Origin of the sequence: Bradyrhizobium sp. KB893862 SZCCT0404 (genome assembly GCF_018130885.1) — a bacterium.
GTDB classification, from domain to species: Bacteria; Pseudomonadota; Alphaproteobacteria; order Rhizobiales; family Xanthobacteraceae; genus Bradyrhizobium; species Bradyrhizobium stylosanthis.
In genome coordinates, this window is record NZ_JAFCLT010000013.1 from 58647 (window position 1) to 80868 (window position 22222).

General features: G+C 65.3%; 19 protein-coding genes and 1 pseudogene. 5 read left to right on the top strand and 15 right to left on the bottom strand.

Annotated features, from left to right (window positions below):
• Position 1: 1 nt before the first annotated feature.
• The 13 genes and pseudogenes from JQ617_RS35180 to JQ617_RS35240 form a co-directional block, all read right to left on the bottom strand.
• A complete protein-coding gene (locus JQ617_RS35180; protein ID WP_212030381.1) occupies positions 2–1402 on the bottom strand; it encodes a cytochrome ubiquinol oxidase subunit I in 1401 nt (466 codons plus the stop codon).
• A gap of 18 nt (positions 1403–1420) precedes the next feature.
• Positions 1421–2959: pseudogene (gene mqo, locus JQ617_RS35185) on the bottom strand (malate dehydrogenase (quinone)); the annotation flags it as partial.
• Between the two features lie 48 nt (positions 2960–3007).
• A complete protein-coding gene (locus tag JQ617_RS35190) occupies positions 3008–3412 on the bottom strand; it encodes a cupin domain-containing protein (RefSeq protein ID WP_212030383.1) in 405 nt (134 codons plus the stop codon).
• 39 nt (positions 3413–3451) lie between these two features.
• Entirely contained in the window at positions 3452–4888 is a 1437-nt protein-coding gene (gene fumC, locus JQ617_RS35195; protein WP_212030384.1) for a class II fumarate hydratase, read from the bottom strand.
• Between the two features lie 148 nt (positions 4889–5036).
• Positions 5037–5711: a YoaK family protein gene (locus tag JQ617_RS35200; protein WP_249157789.1), complete on the bottom strand. Its 675-nt coding sequence runs from the start codon at positions 5709–5711 to the stop codon at positions 5037–5039.
• Between the two features lie 20 nt (positions 5712–5731).
• Positions 5732–6568, bottom strand: coding sequence for a formate dehydrogenase accessory sulfurtransferase FdhD (fdhD, locus tag JQ617_RS35205; protein WP_212030385.1), 837 nt, complete (start codon positions 6566–6568; stop codon positions 5732–5734).
• A 3-nt stretch (positions 6569–6571) separates the two neighbouring features.
• Positions 6572–7171 carry an HdeD family acid-resistance protein gene (locus JQ617_RS35210; protein WP_212030386.1) on the bottom strand — a complete coding sequence of 200 codons (600 nt, stop codon included), beginning with the start codon at positions 7169–7171 and terminating at the stop codon, positions 6572–6574.
• A gap of 192 nt (positions 7172–7363) precedes the next feature.
• The gene (locus tag JQ617_RS35215) at positions 7364–7987 is read right to left on the bottom strand and encodes a sensor histidine kinase family protein (protein ID WP_212030387.1); all 624 of its coding nucleotides are present in this window, start codon (positions 7985–7987) and stop codon (positions 7364–7366) included.
• A 37-nt stretch (positions 7988–8024) separates the two neighbouring features.
• Positions 8025–8525: a Dps family protein gene (locus JQ617_RS35220; protein WP_212030388.1), complete on the bottom strand. Its 501-nt coding sequence runs from the start codon at positions 8523–8525 to the stop codon at positions 8025–8027.
• A 105-nt stretch (positions 8526–8630) separates the two neighbouring features.
• Positions 8631–9194: a cytochrome b gene (locus JQ617_RS35225; protein WP_212030389.1), complete on the bottom strand. Its 564-nt coding sequence runs from the start codon at positions 9192–9194 to the stop codon at positions 8631–8633.
• Positions 9191–10243, bottom strand: a complete 1053-nt coding sequence (locus tag JQ617_RS35230; protein ID WP_212030390.1) for a catalase family peroxidase — start codon at positions 10241–10243, stop codon at positions 9191–9193. Before JQ617_RS35230 ends, JQ617_RS35225 begins: the two co-directional genes overlap by 4 nt.
• A 378-nt stretch (positions 10244–10621) precedes the next feature.
• A complete protein-coding gene (locus JQ617_RS35235) occupies positions 10622–13450 on the bottom strand; it encodes an ATP-binding protein (RefSeq protein ID WP_349630670.1) in 2829 nt (942 codons plus the stop codon).
• Between the two features lie 151 nt (positions 13451–13601).
• Positions 13602–13883 carry a hypothetical protein gene (locus JQ617_RS35240; RefSeq protein WP_212030392.1) on the bottom strand — a complete coding sequence of 94 codons (282 nt, stop codon included), beginning with the start codon at positions 13881–13883 and terminating at the stop codon, positions 13602–13604.
• A 313-nt stretch (positions 13884–14196) separates the two neighbouring features.
• On the opposite strand from JQ617_RS35240, the gene JQ617_RS35245 reads away from it, so the two are divergent.
• Positions 14197–14439 carry a hypothetical protein gene (locus JQ617_RS35245; RefSeq protein ID WP_063690245.1) on the top strand — a complete coding sequence of 81 codons (243 nt, stop codon included), beginning with the start codon at positions 14197–14199 and terminating at the stop codon, positions 14437–14439.
• A 225-nt stretch (positions 14440–14664) separates the two neighbouring features.
• Positions 14665–14898, top strand: coding sequence for a hypothetical protein (locus tag JQ617_RS35250; protein WP_212030393.1), 234 nt, complete (start codon positions 14665–14667; stop codon positions 14896–14898).
• A 200-nt stretch (positions 14899–15098) separates the two neighbouring features.
• Here JQ617_RS35250 and JQ617_RS35255 read toward each other — a convergent pair whose 3' ends face one another.
• Together JQ617_RS35255 and JQ617_RS35260 are read right to left on the bottom strand one after the other, a co-directional pair.
• Positions 15099–16019, bottom strand: a complete 921-nt coding sequence (locus JQ617_RS35255) for a helix-turn-helix transcriptional regulator (RefSeq protein WP_349630671.1) — start codon at positions 16017–16019, stop codon at positions 15099–15101.
• Positions 16020–16311: 292 nt separating this feature from the next.
• The gene (locus tag JQ617_RS35260) at positions 16312–17139 is read right to left on the bottom strand and encodes an IclR family transcriptional regulator (RefSeq protein WP_212030394.1); all 828 of its coding nucleotides are present in this window, start codon (positions 17137–17139) and stop codon (positions 16312–16314) included.
• A 231-nt stretch (positions 17140–17370) separates the two neighbouring features.
• On the opposite strand from JQ617_RS35260, the gene JQ617_RS35265 reads away from it, so the two are divergent.
• From JQ617_RS35265 to JQ617_RS35275, 3 genes are all read left to right on the top strand, one after another.
• Positions 17371–20271: an ATP-binding protein gene (locus JQ617_RS35265; RefSeq protein ID WP_212030395.1), complete on the top strand. Its 2901-nt coding sequence runs from the start codon at positions 17371–17373 to the stop codon at positions 20269–20271.
• Between the two features lie 117 nt (positions 20272–20388).
• Positions 20389–21597: an ABC transporter substrate-binding protein gene (locus JQ617_RS35270; protein ID WP_212030396.1), complete on the top strand. Its 1209-nt coding sequence runs from the start codon at positions 20389–20391 to the stop codon at positions 21595–21597.
• Positions 21598–21715: 118 nt separating this feature from the next.
• A complete protein-coding gene (locus tag JQ617_RS35275) occupies positions 21716–22186 on the top strand; it encodes a helix-turn-helix transcriptional regulator (RefSeq protein WP_212030397.1) in 471 nt (156 codons plus the stop codon).
• Positions 22187–22222 lie beyond the last annotated feature (36 nt).

Sequence of the window (22222 nt, forward strand, 5' to 3'; positions counted from 1 at the left end):
GCTATTCTCCCGCTTCGGCGATGGCCGGCATTTTGTCGGCGAGCGACATCGGCCGGTTGGGCACGGGAACATGCAGCGGCTTGCCGCCGAGTCCCGCGGGGCCGGCGCGCAGCAGCCGATAGATGTAATAGGTCCCGAACGAGAAGATGAAGGCGTAGACGGCGACGAACAGGATCAGCGATGTCAGCGCAGCGGACGCCGTGAGGAAGGGCGTCACGGCGTCGGCTGTCCGCAACACGCCGTAGATGGTCCACGGCTGGCGGCCGACCTCCGCGGTGTACCAGCCGGTCAGGATCGCGATCCACGGCAGCGGAAAGCTAAGGAAGATTCCCCACAGCAGCAGGCGGCTGCGCTCGAGCCGATGCTTGAGGCCGAGCCAGGACCCGAACCAGGCCAGCCCCAGCATCACGAAGCCGCAGCCGACCATGATGCGGAAGGCAAAGAACGGGATCGCCACCGGCGGCCGGTCCTGCGGCGGAAAGCTGGTGAGGCCGACCTCTTTCGAGGTCAGGCTCATGCTTCCGATGATGCTGCCGAGCACCGGAATCGAGATCGCGTATTTGTTCGACTCCGTGCTCGAATCCGGGATCGCGATCAGCACCTCCGAGGCCGGCTGCTCGTCATGCCAGCGCGCCTCGATCGCGGCGAACTTGGCCGGCTGAAAGTCGTGGACGTAGTCGCCGACGAGATGCCCGATGAAGAGCTGGACCGGAAGCAGCACGGCCGCAAGCGCAAGACCCATGCGCAGCATCACATGCGCCTCGGCCCGATAGGTCCGCCGCAACAGATACCACGCGCCGGTCGCCGCCACGCAGAAGGCGCCGGTGAGATAGGAGGCGAGCAGCATGTGCGGAAAGCGGACCCAGACCACCCGGTTGAAGATGATCTGCGCCCAGTCGTTCGGCACGAACTGGCCGTTCTCCAGCACGTAGCCGGTCGGCACCTGCATCCAGCTGTTGTTGACCATGATCCAGAACGCCGACAGCGTCGTTCCGAGTGCGACCATCGCCGTGGAGAACAAGTAGAACCAGGGCGGCACCCGCGGCCGGCCGAAGATGAGGATGCCAAAGAAGCCCGCCTCAAGCATGAAGGCGGTGAACGTCTCGTAGGACAGCAGCGGTCCCTGGATCGGCCCCGACATCTTCGAGAGCACGCTCCAGTTCGTGCCGAACTGGAACGCCATCACCACGCCCGAGACGACGCCCATGCCGAAGGCGACGCCGAAGATCTTCAGCCAGAACTCGAACAGCGTCCGGTAGACGGGCCTGCCGGTGTACTGGTGCATCGCTTCGAGAACGGTGAGCCAGGCGGCAAGCCCGATGGTGAACGCCGGGAAGATGATGTGGAACGAGATGGTGAAGGCGAACTGCAGCCGCGAGAGAAGAAGCGCTGTCGGGTCCATGGCAAGCCCCTTTTCTTCTCACGCCCGTTTCGCGACAGCCGGCGCGCGCGCGGCCGGTTGCGGGATGTTGTCGACCTTGAGCACCTCCGCCGTGGCGGCGCGGATCTGGCGGCAGAAATCCGCATTCTCGATCAGCGAGACGCCATAGGACGGGATGATCTGCTTCAGCTTCGGCAGCCAGGCGCTCGCCGTCAGCTCGCCGGCAAAGCACTTTTCCAGTACGCTGATGGCGATGAACGCCGCGGTCGAGGCGCCCGGCGAAGCGCCGAGAAGGGCGACGAGCGAATGATCGTCGGCGCCGACGAGCTCGGTGCCGAACTCGAGCAATCCGCCGCGCTTGACGTCGGGCTTGATGATCTGGACGCGCTGGCCCGCGACCTGCAATCGCCAATCCTTCGGATCGGCTTTCGGGAAGTACTCGTCGAGTGCCGCCAGACGGTGGCTCTCGGACTGCAGCACCTGCTCGACCAGATACTCGGTGAGATCGAAATTGTCGCGTGCCACCGCAAGCAGCGGCTTGACGTTGGCGGGACGGACGGACTCGAACAAATCGAGCAGCGAGCCGTGCTTGAGGAACTTGCTCGAGAAGCCGGCATAGGGGCCGAACAACAGCGAGTGCTTGCCGCCGATCACGCGCGTGTCGAGGTGAGGCACCGACATCGGCGGCGATCCGACCGCGGCCTTGCCGTAGACCTTGGCATGATGGCGTTTGTTGATCTCCGGATCGTCGCAGCGCAGCCAGATCCCGCTGACCGGGAAGCCGCCATAGCCTCGCCCTTCGGGAATGCCCGACTTCTCCAGCAGCGGCAGCGCACCGCCGCCGGCGCCGATGAACACGAACTTGGCGCGGACCGACCGCGTCTCGCCGCTGTCGGTGTCGCGCACCTCGACGCGCCAGCGACCGTCCTGCTCACGGGTGAGAGCGGTGACGCAGCTCTTGTAGTGCGTCGCGCAGCCCGGCTGGCCGACGAGATGATGGACCAGGAGATGGGTCAGCGAGCCGTAATCGACGTCGGTCCCCGTGATGATGCGCGTGGCGGCAACGGGATCGCCACCGGCGCGACCCTCCATCACCAGCGGCGCCCACTCGGCGATTTTGGCCGGTTCCTCGGTATATTCCATACCCTCATAGCAATGATGGGCCGACATCGCCTTGAATCGCTTCCTGAGGAAGTCGACGTTGTCGGTACCGTGCACGAAGCTCATGTGGGGCACGGGATGAATGAAGGACCGGGGATCGGCGATCGCGCCGCGCCCGACGAGATAGGACCAGAACTGCCGCGACAGGTCGAACTCGACATTGACCTGGAGCGCCTTCGAGATATCGACGCTGCCGTCGGGCCGCTGCGGCGTGTAGTTCATCTCGCAATTGGCCGCATGGCCGGTGCCCGCATTGTTCCACGCATCCGAGCTTTCGAGCGCGCAATCCTCGAGAACCTCGAGCATCTGAATCGAGAGCGAGGGCTCCAGCTCCTTGAGGAGGACACCGAGGGTGGCGCTCATGATGCCTGCGCCGATGAGGACGACGTCGGATTCGGAAGTTCCTTGCATGGCAGTTCTCTTCGTTTGGCTTGAGGGGGACGAGAGGTGCTTGGGATGGCTCGGTCAGGCCCGCGCCGGCTGGCGTGCCTTGGCGCGGTACGGCACGGCGGCGCCGGGCCGCAGCACCACATAGGCGCGGCGCCAGGACGAGTCGTCCGTCAGCTTCCAGCTGTGGCCCGAGCCCGCCGTGTCCTCGGCCAGCAGGATGTTGCCGGGATGAATGAGGAAGTGGTGGCCGTCACGCGTCTGGAAATCGAGCGTTCCGCTCAGCGTGATCACGAGCTGGCGGACCGGCGCGGTGTGCCAGGAGAAGGCACCGCCGGACTCGGTCTCCTGGAAGGAGACGCTGACGGCATCGATCTTGCCTGTGAGGAAGTCGCCGCGCTGGCCGGGCTCCAGCTCGATGACGCCTTCCTCGAAATGGGAGTTGTTGTCCTGTCCGGTCCACAGACGCACGCAACGGATCATCTTTCTCTCCTTCAGGCGGGCTGTTTCAGACGGCCTTGTTCAAACGGCTTTGGCGCCGATCGCGAGCGGCACCTTGATCTCGGCGACGTAGGGCTTGACCATCTTGGCGGGATCGACGATGCGGTCGAACTCCGGCTCGGTCACGAAGCCGAGCTTCAGCGCGGCCGATTTCAGCGTGAGATCGTTGTCCATCGCGTAATGCGCGATCCGCGATGCCTTGTCGTATCCGATCACCGGCGCCAGCGCGGTCACCAGCATCAACGACCTCTCGACATATTCCTGGATCTTCTTGTGGTTCGGCTCGGTGCCTTCGACGAGGAAGGTGCGGAAGTTCGTGCAGCCGTCGGAAAGGATCGTGACGGATTGCGCGATGTTGTGGATGATCAGCGGCTTGTAGACGTTCATTTCGAGATAGCCGCCGGCACCGCCGAAGCCGACGGCGACGTCGTTCGCCATCACCTGCACGGCGATCATCGTCAGCGCCTCGGCCTGCGTCGGGTTCACCTTGCCCGGCATGATCGACGAGCCCGGCTCGTTCTCCGGGATCAGCAATTCGGCAAAGCCCGCGCGCGGGCCGCAGGACATCAGGCGGATGTCGTTGGCGATCTTGTAGAGTGAGCCGGCAAGCGTGCGCAGCGTGCCAGACAGCTGCACCAGCGCATCATGCGCGCCCTGCACGGCGAACTTGTTGGGCGCGCTGACGAAAGGCAGGCCGGTCAACCGCGCGATCTCGGCCGCGACGGCCTCCGCGAAGCCCGGCGCCGCATTGATCCCGGTACCGACGGCCGTGCCGCCGAGCGCGAGCCGGTAGACGCCCTTGAGCGCGTCGTCGATGCGCGTCAGATCGTCCGCGAGCATGCCGGCGTAGCCGGACCATTCCTGCCCGAGCGTCAGCGGCGTTGCATCCTGCATGTGGGTGCGGCCGATCTTGACGATTTGGTCCCACTTGTCCGACTTCTTGGCGATCGCGTCATGCAGCGCCTCGACGGCGGGAACGAGGCGCTCGGTTACGTTCGTTGCCGCCGCGATGTACATGGCCGACGGGAAGCTGTCGTTCGACGACTGCGACATGTTGACGTGATCGTTCGGGTGGACCGGATGCTTGCTGCCGAGCGGCGTGCCCGCGATCTGGCAGCAGCGGTTCGAGATCACCTCGTTCACGTTCATGTTGAATTGCGTGCCGCTTCCGGTCATCCAGACATGAAGCGGGAACATGTCGTGGTGCTGACCGGCCAGGATCTCGTCGCAGACCTGGACGATCAGCTTGTAAGGCCGGTCCTCGAGACGGCCGCCGGCATGGTTCGTGATCGCCGCGGCCTTTTTCAGCACCGCGTAGGAGTGGATCATCTCGCGCGGCATGAGGTCCTTGCCGATGCTGAAATGTTCGAGAGAGCGTTGCGTCTGCGCGCCCCAGAGCTTGTCCGCGGGAACGGACACTTCACCGAGGCTGTCTGTCTCTTTGCGGAACTCGTTCATCCTGGCCTCTCGCGGCGGTTGATGTCTGAAAGCGCCATCCCGGCACTCGCGGAGGACGATACGTCGCGCACCGTGCACCTGCTTCCGCGAACGAACGTCGCTTTGCCGAATGGCATGGTGTGACGGCGCGCACGCCGCGAGAGATCGCTCAAGCGAGACCGTGGCCGGTCCGGTTCAGACGGCACCACAGCAGCGCGCACGCCGACAACGCGATCGGCACCGCGAGGCTGGCCGCGCCGAGCCGCGTCGTCGCAAGGCCGCCGATGGCGGCGCCGCACAGGAACATCAGGCAGAGCACGAGCATGACGACGCCGCCACGCGGGGCATCGCGATCGTTGACCGATCCGAACTGATCGATCGCGCGCAGCATGTTGCCGGTGACGGTGACCGAGAGATAGCTCCAGCGCTCGACACGCCTGAAGCTCGCCGACTGCAGCGCTACACCGAAGGAGATCCCGAGAATGGCGAGCGGCTCAGAAATCCGGTGCAGCAGCAGCATCACCACCGCGAGACAGACGATCTGCGCCATGAGACAGCGCAGCGGCGCCTGGATGCGGATCGCCACCCATGCGCCAAGCAGAAAGACGGCGAACGGAAGCAGGTGATGTGCTGCGCTCTGCCATTGCCCCGAGAGGACGTCGATGCCGAGGAAGACGATATTGCCGGTCTGCGAGCTCGCGAACACACCGCCCAGCGAGAGCCAGGTGAAGGCATCGATGAAACCGCCCGACAAGGTCAGCAGGGCCGCGACCGGCAGCGACCGTTCCGGTGCAAAGGCGACAGCCCGTAGCTCGGCTGCGGGCTCCGGGGATGCGGCCTGCATCGCCATGCGATCGGCCGGGGTCAACACCCCGCGCGCGGCGCGGCCTCGTCGGGCAGCAGCACGCGTCGCGGATGCGTGAACACGCCGTATCCGTCATCCCTTGCAATCGCCACCAGCGTGATGCCCGCCTCCTTCGCGGTCTGGATGGCGAGCGCGGTCGGAGCGGACACGGCCACGACGACCGGCACGCCCATCATCGCCGCCTTCTGCACCATCTCGACCGAGACGCGGCTCGTCAGCAGCACGGCGCCGTCACAGGCCGGGCTGCCGTCGCGCATGATCGCACCGGCAAGCTTGTCCAGCGCATTGTGGCGGCCGACATCCTCCCTGACCGGGCCGATGCCGGTGCGGGGACTCCAGAACGCCGCCGCGTGAACGGATCGTGTGTGCTGGTTCAATGTCTGCAGGGGCGACAGCGCCCGCATCGCGCTCAACAGGTCCTCGGCCTGAAAGGCAACGGCACGGCCTTCCACCCGCGAGGGCGCGCGGCGTGCCTGTTCGAGGCTTTCGATGCCGCAGAGTCCGCACCCGACCGGACCGCTGATGGCGCGGCGGCGGGCGGCCATGGACGCCGCGCGGTCACCCTCGAGCCACATCCGCACCTCGATGCCGAGGTCGTTCGGGATCAGATCGATGCTCCTGATCTCGTTCCGCCGTTCGACGATGGCTTCCGTGAGGCTGAAGCCGATGCCGAAATCCTCGAGATCAGCCGGCGTCCCCATCATCACGGCATGGGTCGAGCCGTTATAGGTGAGCGCGATGGCGGTTTCCTCGGCGATCAGCCGCGAGGTGGACCGTGTCTGTCCGCCGCGCCAGGCAATCTCCCAATGTCGCGTGAATGTCGAACCCGTCACCATGGTTCACACCGCCGCCGGCTGGGCCGAATGGCGCGAGGCCCGGCTTCTGAGCGCGAGGCCGAACGCAATGAAGCCCCAGCCCTGGAAGATCAGGTCGACGACCAGCATCGCACCCAGCAGCCACAGGCCGATCGCGGGCCAGGCCGCCACCAGCAGGACGCCGACGCAGAATGTCAGAACGCCGGCAGCGACGATCCAGCGCCAGCCCGGAGCCGGCCGCATATGAAAGCCCGCCCAGATCCGGATCGCACCGGCGACGACCAGGAACGCGCAGGCGACGAGAGACAGCGTGAACGAGGCCAGGACGGGATCGCGGAGGACGATGATCCCAGCAGCGCCATAGACGATGCCCGCCAGCAGCCAGAACAGGAATCCCCGCATGCCGCGCACCGAGAAGGCATGCACGATCTGGAAGATGCCGGCGGCGGCCATGGTGGCGCCGATCACCAGCACGGAGGCGAGACTGGCGGCCATCAGGTTTGCGGATGCGATGCCGCCGAGGATCAGTTCACCTGCGCCCAGCGCGACGAACCAGCCCCATTTTCCGCTGATCGCATGGATGGCTCTTCCAAGCGACGCCTTCGAGTTCGAGATATCCGTCATGGCTTGACCCTTGCACGTGTGACCGGTCTTCCGGTCATGGATGGCGCAAGCGTACACGCGGGGGCGCGCCCCATCTTTCGCAGAGGCGACCGTATTCTTGATCTGCACGATATGGCGCGCCACGCTCGATGAACTTGGCGGCACGGACGGCAAGCTCTGCAATGGCACACCACCGCCGCGAGCCTGCGCCAGTCAGGCCTGGCGCGGGATCTCCACGACGGTTCTCGTTGCGCCGGGTCCGACGCGGACGTCCATCGACCCGTTCAGGCGTGCGACGAGCATCTCGACCGTGGAATGGGCGCCCCGGGTCCGCGCTTCGTCCGGTGGCCCATTGTCAATGGCACAGCACGTCACCGAGTTGGCCGCCCCCCGGACCTCGAGCCGGATACTGCCGGTGCCGGAGCGGACATGACGCGCCGATGCGGTGATCAGTTCGAAGACGATCATCCCGAGCAGCCAGCAGCGCTCGGAGCTCATCGTCAACGGCTGTAGCCGGAGGGACAGCGCGATGCCTTCGGGCTCGAGCCGTGAGCGACTGATCGACCTGCCCAATTGCTGGAGATAGGCCGCCAGATCGACGGTCGTGGCAAATTGCGGCATCTGCAGCGCGTGGTGAAGCCGCATGTGGTTTTCGAGCCGGTCCTGCACCGATGCGAGGGCCGCCCTCGCCTCCGTGCCGTCGCAGCTGTTGGCCGCTTCCGACACCATGTCGATCACGGACACCAGCTCGTCGTCGATCTGCTGCGCGAGCTCGCGCAGCAGCATCCGCTCGGCGCTGGCGCCGTCATGCGGCAGGAGCTCCGGGAGACCGCTCATCTTTCGCCAGCCTCCGGCCGCACGGCTTGCCGCGCACTTACGAATTCGGGCCGCTGCGTCCGGTTTCGTAGAGGAACCAGATCCGCCGCTCGGTCTCGTCGATCCAATTTTCCAGCAGGCTCGCGGTGGCGACATCGCCATATTCGTCACAGAGCTCGTGGACCCGGCGCATTTCACGCGTGAGCTGCTGGTTGTCGCTGCGCAGCTCGGCCAGCATGTCCAGCGGATCGACATAATCCGCGTCGTTGTCGAGAATGCGCTGCTCGCGCGCGATCTGGCCGATCGAGCGCAACGTCGTGCCGCCGATCTTGCGCGCGCGCTCGGCGATGTCGTCGGTCATCGCGAAGATCTGCTCGGCCTGCTCGTCGAGCAGGAGATGGTAGTCGCGGAAGTGACGGCCCGACACATGCCAATGGAAGTTCTTCGTCTTGAGATACAGCGCGAAGACGTCGGCCAGCAATGCGCGGAGCGCGGCCGGAACGTCCCGGTTCGCATTGGCTCCGAGATCCGTCGGGACTTGCAGGTCGGCTTTGGTCATGGTCGGTATCCTTGTTGGAGGTGGGAACATTTCTAGCGAGGTGGCGGACGACCGGTCTTTCCGTCCCGTAAGGATCATTCCCGGATCGCACGCCTGCCTGCGCGCTCATTCGGCGGGCTTCATCCGCTCCTCTTGCGGCAGCGGCGAGATCGTCGCGAACACATCGTCGCGACGGACCAAAGCGTGGAACAGCGCCGCCGCCACATGCAGCAGCACGAGCGCGAAGAACGCGAGGCCCAGATAGACATGGGCGTTCCAGAGCAGCGTATGCGCGCGGTCGCTCTGCGGCAGCAGCGCCGGAATTTCGATCCCGCCGAACAGGACGACCGGATAGGCCGCCGCCCAGAGCATGCCGAGACCCAGCAACGGCATGACGATCATGAAGCCGTAGAGCAGCAGATGCGACAATCTCGCACCGAGCTTGATCGCCGGCGGAAGATCGGCCGGCAATGGCGGCGCACTGAGGCGAAGCCGCAGCGCCAGCCTGGCAAGGACGAGGATGAGGAGCGCAACACCGAGCGTCTTGTGGATCAGGATGAGCGGCAAATATTTCGGCGCCACGGTGGACACCATGCCGACGCCGATGAAGAGCATGGCGATGATGCAGAATGCCATCAGCCAGTGCAGCAGCCGCTGGATCGGGGAGAAGCGATGGGGAGCACCGGTCATGGCTTGGCGGTCCCGCTTCTCGGATAGTCCGCGGCTTCGGACGCGCGCAGGTCGTAGGATTTGCGGTAGACCGACGAGCGCGCGGCCGGGAAGGGATCGTCGGAGACGCTAACTCCCTGCGGCAGCACGGTCGGATCGAAATTGATGTCGCGGCAGGGTCCATCCCGCTCCGGTTCGATGCGCTGCACGACCAGTGTTCCGACCTGCACCTTGCGCCGGCTGTCCGGCCAGGCCCTGCTCGGATCCGCAGTCGGATCGCCGGGATCGGCGACGGTGGTGACCAGGGTCCATCGTTGCGGAGCGGACTTCACCCGGTCCGTGATGTCCTGCTCGAGGAAATCCGGGCCGCGCTTGTCCAGCTCCGCCTGCGTGATGGGAACAGGCGTTGCCGCGGGGACGAGCGACCAGCGCACGGCGTGCTCATCGCCCTTCGCGTTCGTGAAGACGAAACTGTTGAGACTGTTGTAGGGCTCCTCCGCATAGCTCGCGGTCCACGGCGCCGACTTGGCCCAGGCCGCGAAGGCGGCGAACTCCGGGTTGGCGCGGATGAATGCCGCCATCGCCTCCGGATCCTTCTTGCCGGCCGCAATCAGCAGGTCATGAAACGCATCCGGCGTGGAGACTGCAAAGACCGGCGGATTGATCATCGCCATCCGCCACGCCTCGCCGTCCGCCGCCGATATCTGCAGCCCGAGGCCGCGCACGCGCACGGTCGCATCCACCGCGTTGGGATCGGCGGTGCCGAGATTGAAACGACCGAGGACGGGATAGCTGCCCTGCACGAACACCTTGGCGCGGGACAGCTCCACACCGTTTCCATTCGCTTCGAATGTGCCGGTGAAGCAGATCCCCTTGGCATGATTGCGGCGGTGTCCGAGCGGCGGGCCGCTCGGCGGCGTCAACGCTGCGATCATCCGATCCGGAGTGAGACGCCCCGGCGAGAGCCACCCCGCGGTAAAGGCGAAGGCTGCGGCGCTACAGCCAAGGACGGCTGCAATCAGAATGAGCGCTCCGAGGCTGGATCGCTCCGGTCTACCCGGCAGTTTCATCAGGTCTCCTTGCGACGCGAAAGGCGCCTCGCGATCAAACGCGCAGCTTTCCGCTCGAATGACATCTGATGTTTAGCGGGGTCACGCAGGCGCGATCTTCCGAAACGCACCGTGAATTTCGCGAAGGCACGCCTGACCGCGTCGTTGCCGGCGGCGGTCGAAGCTGGTCGGGCATTTTGACAAGGTTTCGCGCCGCCGCGGCCGCGTGCAATCCGGATACAAGCGCGCGGAACCGGAAGATCGCCTCGATCCGCCAGGGCATTCTGATCCCGCAACAGGTTGTGGAATGTTCTGGAGCACGGGGGATGCGGCGCTCGCCGAGGCTGCAACGCGTCCGATCGATGGATCGGACGGCGCCCCCGGGTGTCCCCTAAGGTTTTAGGTAGCCAGGAGTTCGGCCATCATTGCTTGCGCGAGCCTCATGTCCGAGGTCTCGAAGCCTTCGGTGAATTTGCCGCAGACGGCGGCAAGAATGCCATGCGCGTCCGCGGCGCGGTTCTGACTCATCCGGAGCCTCGCCAAGCTGATCGCCGTTCGCAGCTCCCAGGATAGCGCACCCTGCTCCTGTGCCACCAGGAACGCCTCGTCGAAGGCCTGCTCGGCGGCGGCCACCGAACGGCACTGGCCCGGATGCAGCAATAATTCGCCCTTGATCCGCCAGAGCTCGGCTGCATACCAGCGCTCGTCCCTCGCCTCGCACCTGGCGAGCGCCTGGTCGGCGGTCGCAAGGCCCTCCGACACTTCGCCGGCCGCACCGAGGCATGCCGCCAGCTCACCGAGCGGAAGCAGGAAACGCGGCAGGAGGCGCGCCTCGCCCGCCAGATCCAGCGCCTTCTGAAGCAGAGGCAGTCCGGTGCCGATGTCGCCGTTTTTCGCCATCACCACGCCGCGGAAGGCACGCGCCCATACATTCCACAGGCGGATTGGATGCCGTTCGGTGTGCTCGATCAGCATCGTGCAATAGCGCTCGGCCGCATCAAGATCACCGGCGAGGAAAGCGACCGGGCAGGCGCCCTGGCCGAGGATGCTGCAGAATGTCAGGGCGTGGCCGCTCTCACGCCCCTCCTCGACGTTACGTTCGACCACGCGCAATGCCTGGTCCGGCAGACCGAGCAGCCACAGAATGCGCGCCTGGAAATAATGCGCCGAGGCTCTCAAGTCGAAGCGGAAGCGGATGACCTGCGGCCTCGCGGCGAGATCCGAGAGACGGGACAGCGCCCGCTGAATATGATCATGCGCCAGCCGCTGGTCACCGAGATAATGCAGCGAGGTGGCGAGCAGCCGGTCCGCCGTCATCCGGTCGACGGAATTGCTGCAATCGGCCGCGGCCCCTGCGAAGCGGTGCGCAAATTCGAGCGCCTTGCGGAACTCGCCGTTGTTGAACTGATCGATGGACAGCCCCCAAAGCGATCGCAGCAGGTAATCCCTGTCGCCGAGCTGTTCGGCAAGCTGCAGGGCCGCGGCCCAGGCAGGCCCGGCCTCGCGCGCTCGTCCGACGCCGTACATCAATGCCCAGCCGCGCGCGGCCGACAATTGCATGCGGAGCCGGGGCGCATTGGCGGCGCTCTCGTCGAGGCTGGCCAGGGCCAGTTCAGTCCGCTCGCGGCATTCAGACAGGAGCGACAATTGCACCCACAGCGGAACCGCCGCCGCGGTCAGCGCTGCGCCGATCTGCGCGTCTCCGCCGGACGAGAAGGCCCAGTCGAGGCACGCTCGCACGTTGTCGATGTGCCGGCCATAGAAGGCGAGCCATTCCGATTGCGGCTTCACCTCGCTGTCGCTCTCCGCGCTCGCGAAGAAGCCGCAATAGTATTTCGCCTGGCGGCGGGCCGCGTCGGCGGCTTCTCCGGCGGCATGCAGCTTCTCCATCGCGTAGACGCGCGTGGTATCCAGCAGGCGATAATAGGGGCGGTCGCCGCGAATGTCGGCGAGGACGAGCGACTTCGCCACCAGATTGGCGAGCTGCGCGGTGACGTCACCGATGCTCTTGCAGGCGACCGCAATCACCGCTTCGAGCAGGAACTCTCCGGCGAATATGCCGAGCTGGCGCAGCAGGCGGGCTTCGGTCTCCGGCAGCAGGTCGTAACTCCAGTCGAGCGTCGCGCGCAGCGTCTGCTGCCGCGGCAGCGCCGTACGCCGGCCGGTCGTCAGGAATCGAAACCTGTCATCGAGAAGCGCGGCGATCTTCGGCGGGCTGAGCATCGCCGCCCGCGCCGCCGCGAACTCGATCGCGAGCGGAATGCCATCGAGCCGCCGGCAGATCGCGGCGACGGCGTCGAGGTTCTCGTCGTCGGACACGAAGCTGGAGCCCAGCGCCCTCGCGCGCGTCGTGAACAGCTCCATGGCGGCATAGGCCGATGCCGCGCCGGGGTCGAGCCGGGTTTGCGGCGGCACGCCGAGCGGCGTGACGCGATAGACATGCTCGCCATCTATGCGCAGCGCTTCACGGCTCGTCGCCATGATCGTGGTGCCGGGACAGCGGCTGACGATCGTCTCCGCGACCTGGGCCACGGTGTCGACCACATGCTCGCAATTGTCGAGAACCAGCAGCAATTTCCTGGCGCCGATCGCGCGTGCGATGGACTCGGGCGAAATCTCCTCGCCCTCGAGCTTGATGCCGAGCACGCTCGCAACCGCGGAGCACACGAGCCTGGGATCGGACAGCGCGGCCAGCTCGACCAGCAATCGATCCGCGGCAAAGCCGGCCGGCGGCCGTCTGGCGGCGTCCAGGGCAAGCGCCGTCTTGCCGATGCCGCCGGGTCCGACCAGGCTCACGACACGATAGGCCGAAAGCAGCTCCCACAGATGCGTGGTCGCAGTCGTGCGGCCGATGAGATCGAATGAGGCGTTGGGGATATTGGTCGACGGCAACACCGCAGGTGCGGCCGATCGTAGCGGGGCCTCGGCCTGCCGGATTTGCCACACGCCGGCCAGGCGATAGCCGCGGCCGACGGTGGTGACGAGCATGTCGCGCTGCGACCCAAGGGCCTTGCGGATCGCCGCGATGTGGACGCGAAGTGCGCTGTCCTCGACGAAGACGCCCTGCCAGACCCGCTCCGTCAGATCGTTCCTGGTGACCAGTTCGCCCTGCGCCTGCGCCAATTCGGCAAGAATCTCAAAGGCGCGTCCTCCCAGCGGAACAAGCTCGCCCGTCGAGCGCAACTCGCGTCGGGCAAGATCGACTTCCCATTCCCCGCACACGTACACGGGTCGCTGGCCTGGCTCCGCCATCCTCGACAGCCCCGAGCGGTTTCTGGATCTCTTGTTCAGCCTATCACCAACCTTTCCGAAAAACACAGCTCGCCCGGCAGCCAATTCCGGCTTCGGAGCACCCTCATCACACTTCGATCCGGACGTCTCAGCAGCCGCGGCAGACCGATCCCTCGAGCATCTTCTCGAGCCGCGCGTCCTCCTTGGCGATGGCCTGGTCCGTGCCGAGCAATGGTCCGCCCATCGCATGACCGCCGCTCTCCGACGACGGAAGCGCGGTGCCGAGCGAGTTCGTCCCGGGCCTGCCGGCGCTCGTGCCGAGCGCACCGCCGCTCGTCATCGACATCGAAGAGCCGGCGCCGCCGCGGGCATATGCTGCGCCCGCGAGCGCAAGGCTGGTGACAACGCAGAGAAGCAGGATCGCCTTCATGGCTGCACTCCAAATACTTTAGGACCTGAATCCAGAACTGGGCGCCGCGCGCGATTTGACCATGCACGAACGCGCGATGGTTTCTGACATCGCTGACAGGATTCCCTGCGACACCGCACAAGGAATTCGTCGATAGCCGGGGCTCCATGTCCTGCACTCGGCCGTCTTCGCGCGAGCGTGATGCACACGCACGGGTTTTGCGGGCCGGGCGACCTATATATCCCTGCATAGAAGACGATTTCGGAAACGCCACCAGCCGAGCAGCGATCATCGCCAAGCGACTCTCCGCACAAGGCAACAATGGAGATTCGCCATGACTGCATTCAAGATCCTGATCGCCACCGCACTGATCTCGGCAGCAACAGTGTCGTCGGCTTCCGCCGCCTGGTCCTTCGCCGACCAGGAGCCCGCAACCTATGCCTCGATGTATCCCAACCGCGACGTGCTGAACGGCGGCGCATTGACACCGGCAGGACGCATCGGATTAGAGCGCGCCGGTGGCGCCGCGCCCGTGTTCGGCGCCGGCCACATTCACGGCTATCACTGGCGCCGATGACCGGGTGCAGTGAGCACATGATGCCAGCCGCAGGTACAGACGACCATCATACGCGAGATCAAACAGAGCGACATGCGCGCGCAATCACCGTGGACATCGCGCGCATGACTCCGTGCAATGACGAAAACGATCGTTCGTTTGGCACTGCAGATCCGGCACGCGCATGCACATGTCTGGCAAGCGAGCCGAGGCGTTCCCGGCGTCGCTTTGTCAAGGAGACGTACGATGACTACACTGAAGCTGTTCTCGGCCGGACTGATCGCCGCGGCGATGGTTGCTTCCCCGGCGATGGCGCGCGAAGCCAATACGAATGCGCGCAAGATGAATGCCGAAGCCTACGCATCGGCGCAGCGCGTTCCGGTCACGTCCAAGCGCAGCTGCGCGCGGGCTCCGGACGTCGGTGCCTATGCGACCGCCCCCTGGCGCCGTCCGCCCTGCGAGCCGACCTCCGGCTATTGATCGATCGAGCCGACGAGGCTCCTTCGGCGCGACGTCATCGCGTGCGCCGAGCCGAAGCGGACCGTCACATGGTCTCGAGGCACTCGTCAGGAAAGAGGAATGGCAGCTTCTCGTGATGCTGTCATTCCTCCGATTCCGATCGGGCAATGCCGGATCGGCCGCTCCGTCGCCGTCGCCGCGCGGACGACCGAGGCCTCCCGTCAGGAAAGAGTGTCGCCGCGAGGCAGGACGATATCGTAGGGCAATGTCCCGGTTCTCTCGAAACCCGCCGCAGCCGCGTTTCGCCATCGGCTCGGTGTGTCGCCGGTGAAGCGGCGGAACGTCGTCGTGAAGTGGGCCTGGCTCTGAAACCCCACCGCGAGCGCAATTTCGACAATCGACATCTCACAGTCGCGCAGCAGGTCCTTGGCCCGTCGTATCCGATGCCGCAGGATGAACTCGTGCGGCCTGCAGCCCGTCGCCGCCCGGAACTGGGCTGCGAAATGCATGCGACTCAAGCCCGCGGCCGCCGCCAGATCGGCAAGCACGATCTTCCGGCCGAAATGATTGTCGATGAAATCGATCACGCGCTTCAGGCGCCATTTCTGCAGTCCCTGGATCGGCCTCTCTCGTTGCTCGTCGGATTTCGACTGCTCCTCGGAGCGCAATGCGAACAGTCTGGCGAGGACCGCGAGCCGCAGCGCATCGGCACAGAGTGCCGTGTGATCCTCCTGCATGCTCTCGACGGCGAGGAGAGCTTCGGACAGGCCCTGAAGCACGGGATCGTCGGAAGCCGCAGCGCGATGACCGGCCTCTGCTCCTTCATCCTGGATGAGCGCCAGCTTCGCCGAACTCGATCTGATCCCGGATCCGGACTGCGACGGAATTTCAACCCGCAGCCGGCCGGCATCTTGGGCGGCCTCGCGCGGCGGCAGCCCGGGATGGCGCTGCGGGCGCGCCTCGATGGCAACGACCAAGGCGAGCTGCTTGAAGGCTATTGCGCTCGCGTCCCGAACCGGCACACCATGATCGCGCTCATGGGCAGCATCACCGATCGCATTCGTAAGCGATGCGAACGCTGCCGGCATGATGGTCGGCGATAGCCCCGCCCCTTCTTCATCCGCGATGGTCGTTGCAGGCACGTATCCATCATTCGATCGTCGCAATAGTTGAGGCATGGTCACGACTCTTGCTGTGATACTGAGGGGGCACAGTCTTGCGAGGAAGGTAGCAAGGTAGGCAGCGCTCGCCAGTTAAGAGACGCAAAATCAGGAATCTTCAGGTGCTCCAATCCGAGCCACAACCGCGCGAATCGAGGATGGGCGCGGCAAGGCGCGCCGGCTGATCAGCTCGCCCAATCGATCCATTGGCAATCCCGATCATCTCGCGGTGCGCGCGAATGCGCGATCTGATGGTGTCGGAGGTGACGGCGTTCTAGAATGCGCCGCTATGAAGCTGGGCGGCAAAAGCCCTGAGCTCCTCCTCGGCGATCTCCCATCCTGATCCAGACAGGATTGCCGGGCCCGAGCAGGCCAAGGCCGCCGGACCGACTCCGAAGCAGCCGGCCGGGAGCGGAATCGCGATGCTGCGCAGGCCTTCGGCATATTCGGAGAGAGTGCCGACGAAGCGGCTCTCGCGGGCAGCCGCGATGTCGCGCATCAAGGACGACATTGTCGTGCGGGTGTTTGATGCCAGGGCGACCAGCTTGCCGCGGCACAACTCCTCCACCTCGCCATCGTCAAGTTGCGACAGGATCGCCTTTCCGCCCGCGGTCGCGTGAAGCGGCACCTTCTCGCCCAGCATGCACCGCGAGGTCAGCGGCGTCGACCCTTGCCTGCTGGCAATGACGACCATCGCGCCGCATTGTAACGCAGCGATATCCGCCGTGAGGCACGTCGCAGCGCTGAGCTCTTCGATCTTCCGGATCACCACACCGCGAAGCCGGCTGCCCGCGACGTAGACCGACGCAAGCTGCACCGCGAGCACACCGATGCGGTAGCGATCATCGCTGGTCCGCTCGAGCATGCCGATTTCGGTCAGGGAGACCAGGTAGCGATGCGTCGTCCCGTCGTCCCAACCGAGATGGCGCGCGATATCCTGCAGCTTGCAGATGCTGCAAGCGCTTTCATCGACGGCGTCCGGAATAAAGAGCTGAAGCAGGCTACCGAGCTTCTGTACGGTTGGGACACGAAATCCCCTGCCCTGCGCTCCTTTCCGATCGCGCTTTCCGCTTCCTTCCGCCGCCCCACCCACTTTCGTCATCTCCGCTCGCCGTCACGAATTCGTGTAGCAAACGATCAGCGCGTCGATGCGTCCATCACGCAATGATGGATCATCGACTACTGAGAAGGTCTTCTTGACACGGCAACGAGCTTCCCTGTACGACACCCAAGCAAATTTGCGCTTTCAAATTCTTGCCAGGGTCGGTGATTTCCGGGTCGGTTCATTGCCTCTCCCCGGGTCACGGCAGTGAAGCTGATCCACGGACCCCCTATGTCGCCTTTGCAGGCTGGTCGAACCTACTCTTTCAAAAACTGGCTCATCGATTGCCAGCGCAGGGAGCTGAGGTACGACAGCGTCGCTGTTCCGATCGGAAGCCGCGCGTTCGAGATCCTCGAGAGATTGGCGAGTTCCGCCGGACATCTGGTGACGAAGGATGATCTGATCGGATGCGTCTGGTCGGGCCTCTCCGTCGAAGAGAACACGCTGCAGGTTCACATCTCCGCGGTCCGCAAGGCGCTCGGCAAGGATCGCGATCTCCTCAAGACAGTCTCCGGCCGCGGTTACACGCTTGCAGGAGCCTGGCAAAGCGGGCAACCGGAGCGCTTCACGGCCTCGCCGGTGTCCGTGCCGATAGACTCCGCGTTCGCAACCAACCTGCCGAACACGCACGCGCCGCTCATCGGCCGCGAGGATTACCTGAACGAGCTGGTCGACGTGCTGTCCGCATTCCGGGCAGTGACCTTGGTCGGCCCCGGCGGCATCGGCAAGACGAAGCTTGCGGTCGAGCTCGCGCACCGTGTCGCGTCCTCGTTCGACGAGTCCGTTGCGCTGGTCGAGTTCGCGACCTTGCAGGATCCGGCACTCGCAACATCCGCGACGGCCCGCGCCTTGAAGCTCGCCTTGAACGACAAGGAGGTCTCGGCTGCGGGTGTCGCTCAGGCCATCGGCTCGCGCCATCTGCTTCTGGTCCTCGACAATTGCGAACACGTCATCGACGTCGCCGCGCAGATCGCGAGCGCCGCACTTCGTTACTGTCCGAACGTCACCGTTCTCGCAACCAGCCGCGAGGCGCTCCGTATCGAGGGCGAATACGTCGCGGCGATCCCGCCATTGTCGGTCCCCCGTCCGGACGTGTGCGAGCCGGACTTGCTTCTGCAGGAAAGCGCCGTGCAACTGTTCGTCGCTCGCACGCGGGCGCTGCGCACGAGCTTCGCGCCGGACGCGGGGGACCTCGCCAAGATCGCTGCGATCTGCCGCCGGCTCGACGGAATTCCGCTCGCGCTCGAGTTTGCGGCCGCCCGGGCCGCAAATCTCGGGGTGGATACCGTATTGCTTCGCCTCGACAAGCGCTTCGAGCTCCTGAGCGGCGGACGCCGCGACCAGTTGCCACGGCACCAGACGCTGCGTGCGACGCTGGACTGGAGCTACGATCTGTTGCCGCCGGAAGAGCAGAGACTGCTTTGCCGGCTTGCGATGTTTCCCGCCGGCTTCACGCTCGATGCGGCCATCGCAATGATGGATGACGACGCATCGCGGCCGGATGTCATCGAGACCCTGTCCAATCTGGTCGGCAAGTCCCTCGTCTCCCTGGACCTGTCCTTCGACGGGCGATGGCGCCTGCTGGAGAGCACCCGCGCCTACGCACTGGAGAAGCTGGCGGAGGCAGGGCTCGTCGAGCAGGCCGCCCGGCAGCAAGCGGACTTTCTCATACAGCTCATCCAGCGGCCCGCCGGCAGCCCCGCGACCTCCGACGATTTCTCCCGGCTCGCCCAGGAGATCGGAAACGTGCATGCGGCGCTGGATTGGGCGTTCTCGCCCAACGGAGATGCCGCGCTCGGGATCGCGTTGACGGCAGGATTCGTCCCGGTATGGATGCAGCTGCTGTCCTTCGCGGAATGCTCGACCCGGATCGAGCACGCCCTTGCACATTTCAGCTCCGAACTGGAATGCGATCCCGGGCTCAAGGCACAGCTCTTCGTCGCCCTGGGCTTTGCGCTTCTCAACACGACGGGCTCGGCGGATCGCATGAAGGCGGCGCTGAGCATCGGGCTCGTGCTCGCCGAGGAACTGCGCGACCTCGAGCTTCAGCTCAAGGCCGTCTGGACGCTGTGGAGCTACAACCTCAATTCCGGCCAGTACGGCGCGGCCAAGGACGTCGGCGAGCGATACCTCGAGATCGCGCTGCGCACCGGGAATTCAGCCAGCGAGACCGTAGGCCGGCGCCTGATCGGCGCGGCGACGCACTTCTGCGGAGCGCAGGAGGATGCGCGACGTGAGCTCACCCTGTCTCTGGATCGCTCGGCGCATGGGTTGAAGGACGGCACCAACCAGATGTGGTTCCTGCTGAACCAGAGCGTTCTGGCCAAGGCCATGCTGGCGCGCGTCCTGCTGCTGCAGGGAAAGATCGCCCAGAGCAGATCCCTTGCCGCCGAATGCCTCCAGGAGGCGGAGACCGAGAACGACAAGCTTGCGATGGCCTACGCCCTGCGCAACGCCGTCTGTCCGATCGCATTGATGACGCACGATCTCGACGCTGCCGACCGCGCGATAGCGTCGCTCTCAAAGCTCGTCACGCGCGAGGGAATCGCATTCTGGGCGAGCTGGACATCGTGCCTGAAGGGGCAGTTGCTTGTCCTGCAGGGTGAGCATCGCGACGGGATCGCGCTGCTTCGCGATGGATTGAAGGCGCGCGCCGAGAACGGATGGCTGATGCGCAATCCCGAGTTCTTGGGATCGCTCGCCGAGGGCCTGTTCGCGATTGGCGAGAACGCGCAGGCCGTCGCCGCGATAGAGGAAGGCCTGAGCATGTCCCGGCAAGGCCGGCAGCTGTGGTGCGTGGCGGACCTGCTGAGGATCAAGGGCGAGCTTCTGCTGGCCGACGGCACAGCCGACACCTCCCGCGCGGAGCTGCTGTTCTCGGAAGGCCTATCCGTCGCCAGAGAGCAGCAATGCCGCTTCTACGAGCTGAAGGTTGCGGCGACCTGGGCAAGGATCATGGCGGGATCGAAGCGCCGCCAGGCCGCACTCGACCTCGTCGGTCCGCTCAGCGCGCTGTTCGATCCGGAAGTCGATCTTCCCGCCCTCGCCTTCGCGCGCGGCCTCGCCGCAAGACCGGGCATCCAGGCCTCGGCATCGCCCGGCGAGCACCCCGGCTCTCCCACCTGCCACTAGACCTTGCGGCGGCTCGGCCAAGGCAACGTGTCAAGGCAACGTGTCCAGGCGACGTGCCAAGGCAGCCTGCCCCAAAATCGGCAACATCCCTTCGATCAACTCTCCGGACTACACTTGATGAGCATCTCCAGACGACAGGTTTTGGGCGCCGCCGGCGCGTCGTTGTTTTCGCCGGTCATCGTCCGGGCACAGGGCACGCGACCGATCAGGATCGGCGAGATCAACTCCTACAGCAGCGCGCCTGCGTTCACGCTGCCTTACCGGCGCGGCTGGCAGCTGGCGGTCGAGCAGGTGAATGCCGCAGGAGGTCTTCTCGGCCGCGAGCTGCAGGTCATCAGCCGGGACGATGAAGGCAAGCCGAGCGTCGCCATTCGCGCCGCAGAGGAGCTCGTGCGCCGGAATGGCGTCGACCTCCTGGCGGGGACCTATCTGTCGAATGTCGGGCTGGCGATCAGCGACTTCGCGCGGCAGAACCGGACCCTGTTCGTGGCGAGCGAGCCGCTCACGGACGCACTCGTTTGGGATCGCGGACACCGATATTGTTACCGGCTGCGCCCCTCGACCTACATGCTGGCAGCCATGCTGGTGGAAGAGGCGGCGAAGCTGAAGGCGACACGATGGGTGACGATCGCACCCAACTACGAGTACGGGCATTCGGCCGTCAAATGGTTCACCGAGCTTCTCAGCCGCCGGCGTCCCGACGTCCAGTTCATCGCCAACCAATGGCCGCCGCTTGGCGCGATCGATGCGGGGGCGGTCGTGAACGCGCTCGCCCAGCAGAACCCCGAGGCGATCCTGAACGTGACCTTCGGACCCGACCTCGCGAGATTCGTCCGTCAGGGCAATGATCGCGGCCTGTTCGAGGGGCGGGACGTCGTCTCCTTCACCACCGGCGAGCCCGAATATCTGCATCCGCTCGGAGCGGACGCGCCGAAAGGCTGGATCGTCACCGGCTATCCCGTGACGGAGTCTCTCGGCGAGGCCAACAATGACTTCGTTGCAGCCTATTCGACGCGGTATGGCGAGGCTCCGACCATGGGCTCCGTGGTGGGCCACGCCATGATCAGCTCGATCAAGGCGCCGATCGAGAAGCTCGGAAGCGTCGACACCGAAACGATGGCCGACGGCTTTGGCAATGTCGGCTTCGCGACGCCATTCGGGCCGGCAAGCTGGCGTTCCATCGATCACCAGAGCACGATGGGTACGTTCGTCGGCCGCACCGCCGTGAGAGATGACAAGGGCGTCATGGTCGACTGGACGTACCGGGACGGCGGAACGATGCTCCCATCGGACGCCGAGGTTCACAAATTGCGTCCGTCGACCTGAAGGAATTGGCGATCCCCGCACCTTTCGCGCCGCTTCAGGAATCTTCACGACGACGCCAAGGAAATGCGCAGCCGCTTGGATCATAGTGCCGCCCTGACCATGATGGTGGGCAACGCAGATGATTCCCGAGCCGGATTCACATGATCAAGCGCCTGACGAGGCGCGCCACGAGCCAGGCGTGCGCGGCCTGGCCCGGCCGGGTCTCGAAGAGTGGCAGATGCGGCGCATCCGGGCGGCGATCGAATCCACCGAGACGTCATGGACGCTGGACGCCCTGGCGGCGCTGGTCGGCATGAGCCCGGATCGCTTCTGCAAGCGCTTTCGCGCCGCAACCGGATGTCCGCCGCATCGCTGGCAGATGCTGCAACGGATTGAACGGGCCAAGCAGCTATTGGGCGATCGGACTCTCACATTGACCGACATCGCCTATGCCTGCGGTTATGCAAGTTCCGCGCACTTCTCGACCAGCTTCGGACGTGCGACCGGCTCGACCCCGAGCGAATATCGACGGCTGCACGCATCGTCCCTGCGGAACTCCGGAGCGGCACAGGCCGAGGTGCCGTCTGCGGATATGCCCGCGGCCCGATGAGGCCATTGCGCCGCGCGGCTTGCTCCTCAGCAGCCC

Excerpts from the sequence above, each read along its gene's own strand:
- JQ617_RS35215 (WP_212030387.1), bottom strand. The coding sequence starts at position 7,987 with ATGAGCGGTCTCCCGGAGCTCCTGCCGCATGACGGCGCCAGCGCCGAG.
- JQ617_RS35245 (WP_063690245.1), top strand. The coding sequence starts at position 14,197 with ATGACTGCATTCAAGATCCTGATCGCCACCGCACTGATCTCGGCAGCA.
- JQ617_RS35275 (WP_212030397.1), top strand. The coding sequence starts at position 21,716 with ATGATTCCCGAGCCGGATTCACATGATCAAGCGCCTGACGAGGCGCGC.
- JQ617_RS35200 (WP_249157789.1), bottom strand. The coding sequence starts at position 5,711 with ATGCAGGCCGCATCCCCGGAGCCCGCAGCCGAGCTACGGGCTGTCGCC.
- fumC (WP_212030384.1), bottom strand. The coding sequence starts at position 4,888 with ATGAACGAGTTCCGCAAAGAGACAGACAGCCTCGGTGAAGTGTCCGTT.
- JQ617_RS35220 (WP_212030388.1), bottom strand. The coding sequence starts at position 8,525 with ATGACCAAAGCCGACCTGCAAGTCCCGACGGATCTCGGAGCCAATGCG.
- fdhD (WP_212030385.1), bottom strand. The coding sequence starts at position 6,568 with ATGGTGACGGGTTCGACATTCACGCGACATTGGGAGATTGCCTGGCGC.
- JQ617_RS35240 (WP_212030392.1), bottom strand. The coding sequence starts at position 13,883 with ATGAAGGCGATCCTGCTTCTCTGCGTTGTCACCAGCCTTGCGCTCGCG.
- JQ617_RS35230 (WP_212030390.1), bottom strand. The coding sequence starts at position 10,243 with ATGAAACTGCCGGGTAGACCGGAGCGATCCAGCCTCGGAGCGCTCATT.
- JQ617_RS35260 (WP_212030394.1), bottom strand. The coding sequence starts at position 17,139 with ATGACGAAAGTGGGTGGGGCGGCGGAAGGAAGCGGAAAGCGCGATCGG.
- JQ617_RS35250 (WP_212030393.1), top strand. The coding sequence starts at position 14,665 with ATGACTACACTGAAGCTGTTCTCGGCCGGACTGATCGCCGCGGCGATG.
- JQ617_RS35225 (WP_212030389.1), bottom strand. The coding sequence starts at position 9,194 with ATGACCGGTGCTCCCCATCGCTTCTCCCCGATCCAGCGGCTGCTGCAC.
- JQ617_RS35180 (WP_212030381.1), bottom strand. The coding sequence starts at position 1,402 with ATGGACCCGACAGCGCTTCTTCTCTCGCGGCTGCAGTTCGCCTTCACC.
- JQ617_RS35265 (WP_212030395.1), top strand. The coding sequence starts at position 17,371 with ATGTCGCCTTTGCAGGCTGGTCGAACCTACTCTTTCAAAAACTGGCTC.
- JQ617_RS35190 (WP_212030383.1), bottom strand. The coding sequence starts at position 3,412 with ATGATCCGTTGCGTGCGTCTGTGGACCGGACAGGACAACAACTCCCAT.
- JQ617_RS35270 (WP_212030396.1), top strand. The coding sequence starts at position 20,389 with ATGAGCATCTCCAGACGACAGGTTTTGGGCGCCGCCGGCGCGTCGTTG.
- JQ617_RS35210 (WP_212030386.1), bottom strand. The coding sequence starts at position 7,171 with ATGACGGATATCTCGAACTCGAAGGCGTCGCTTGGAAGAGCCATCCAT.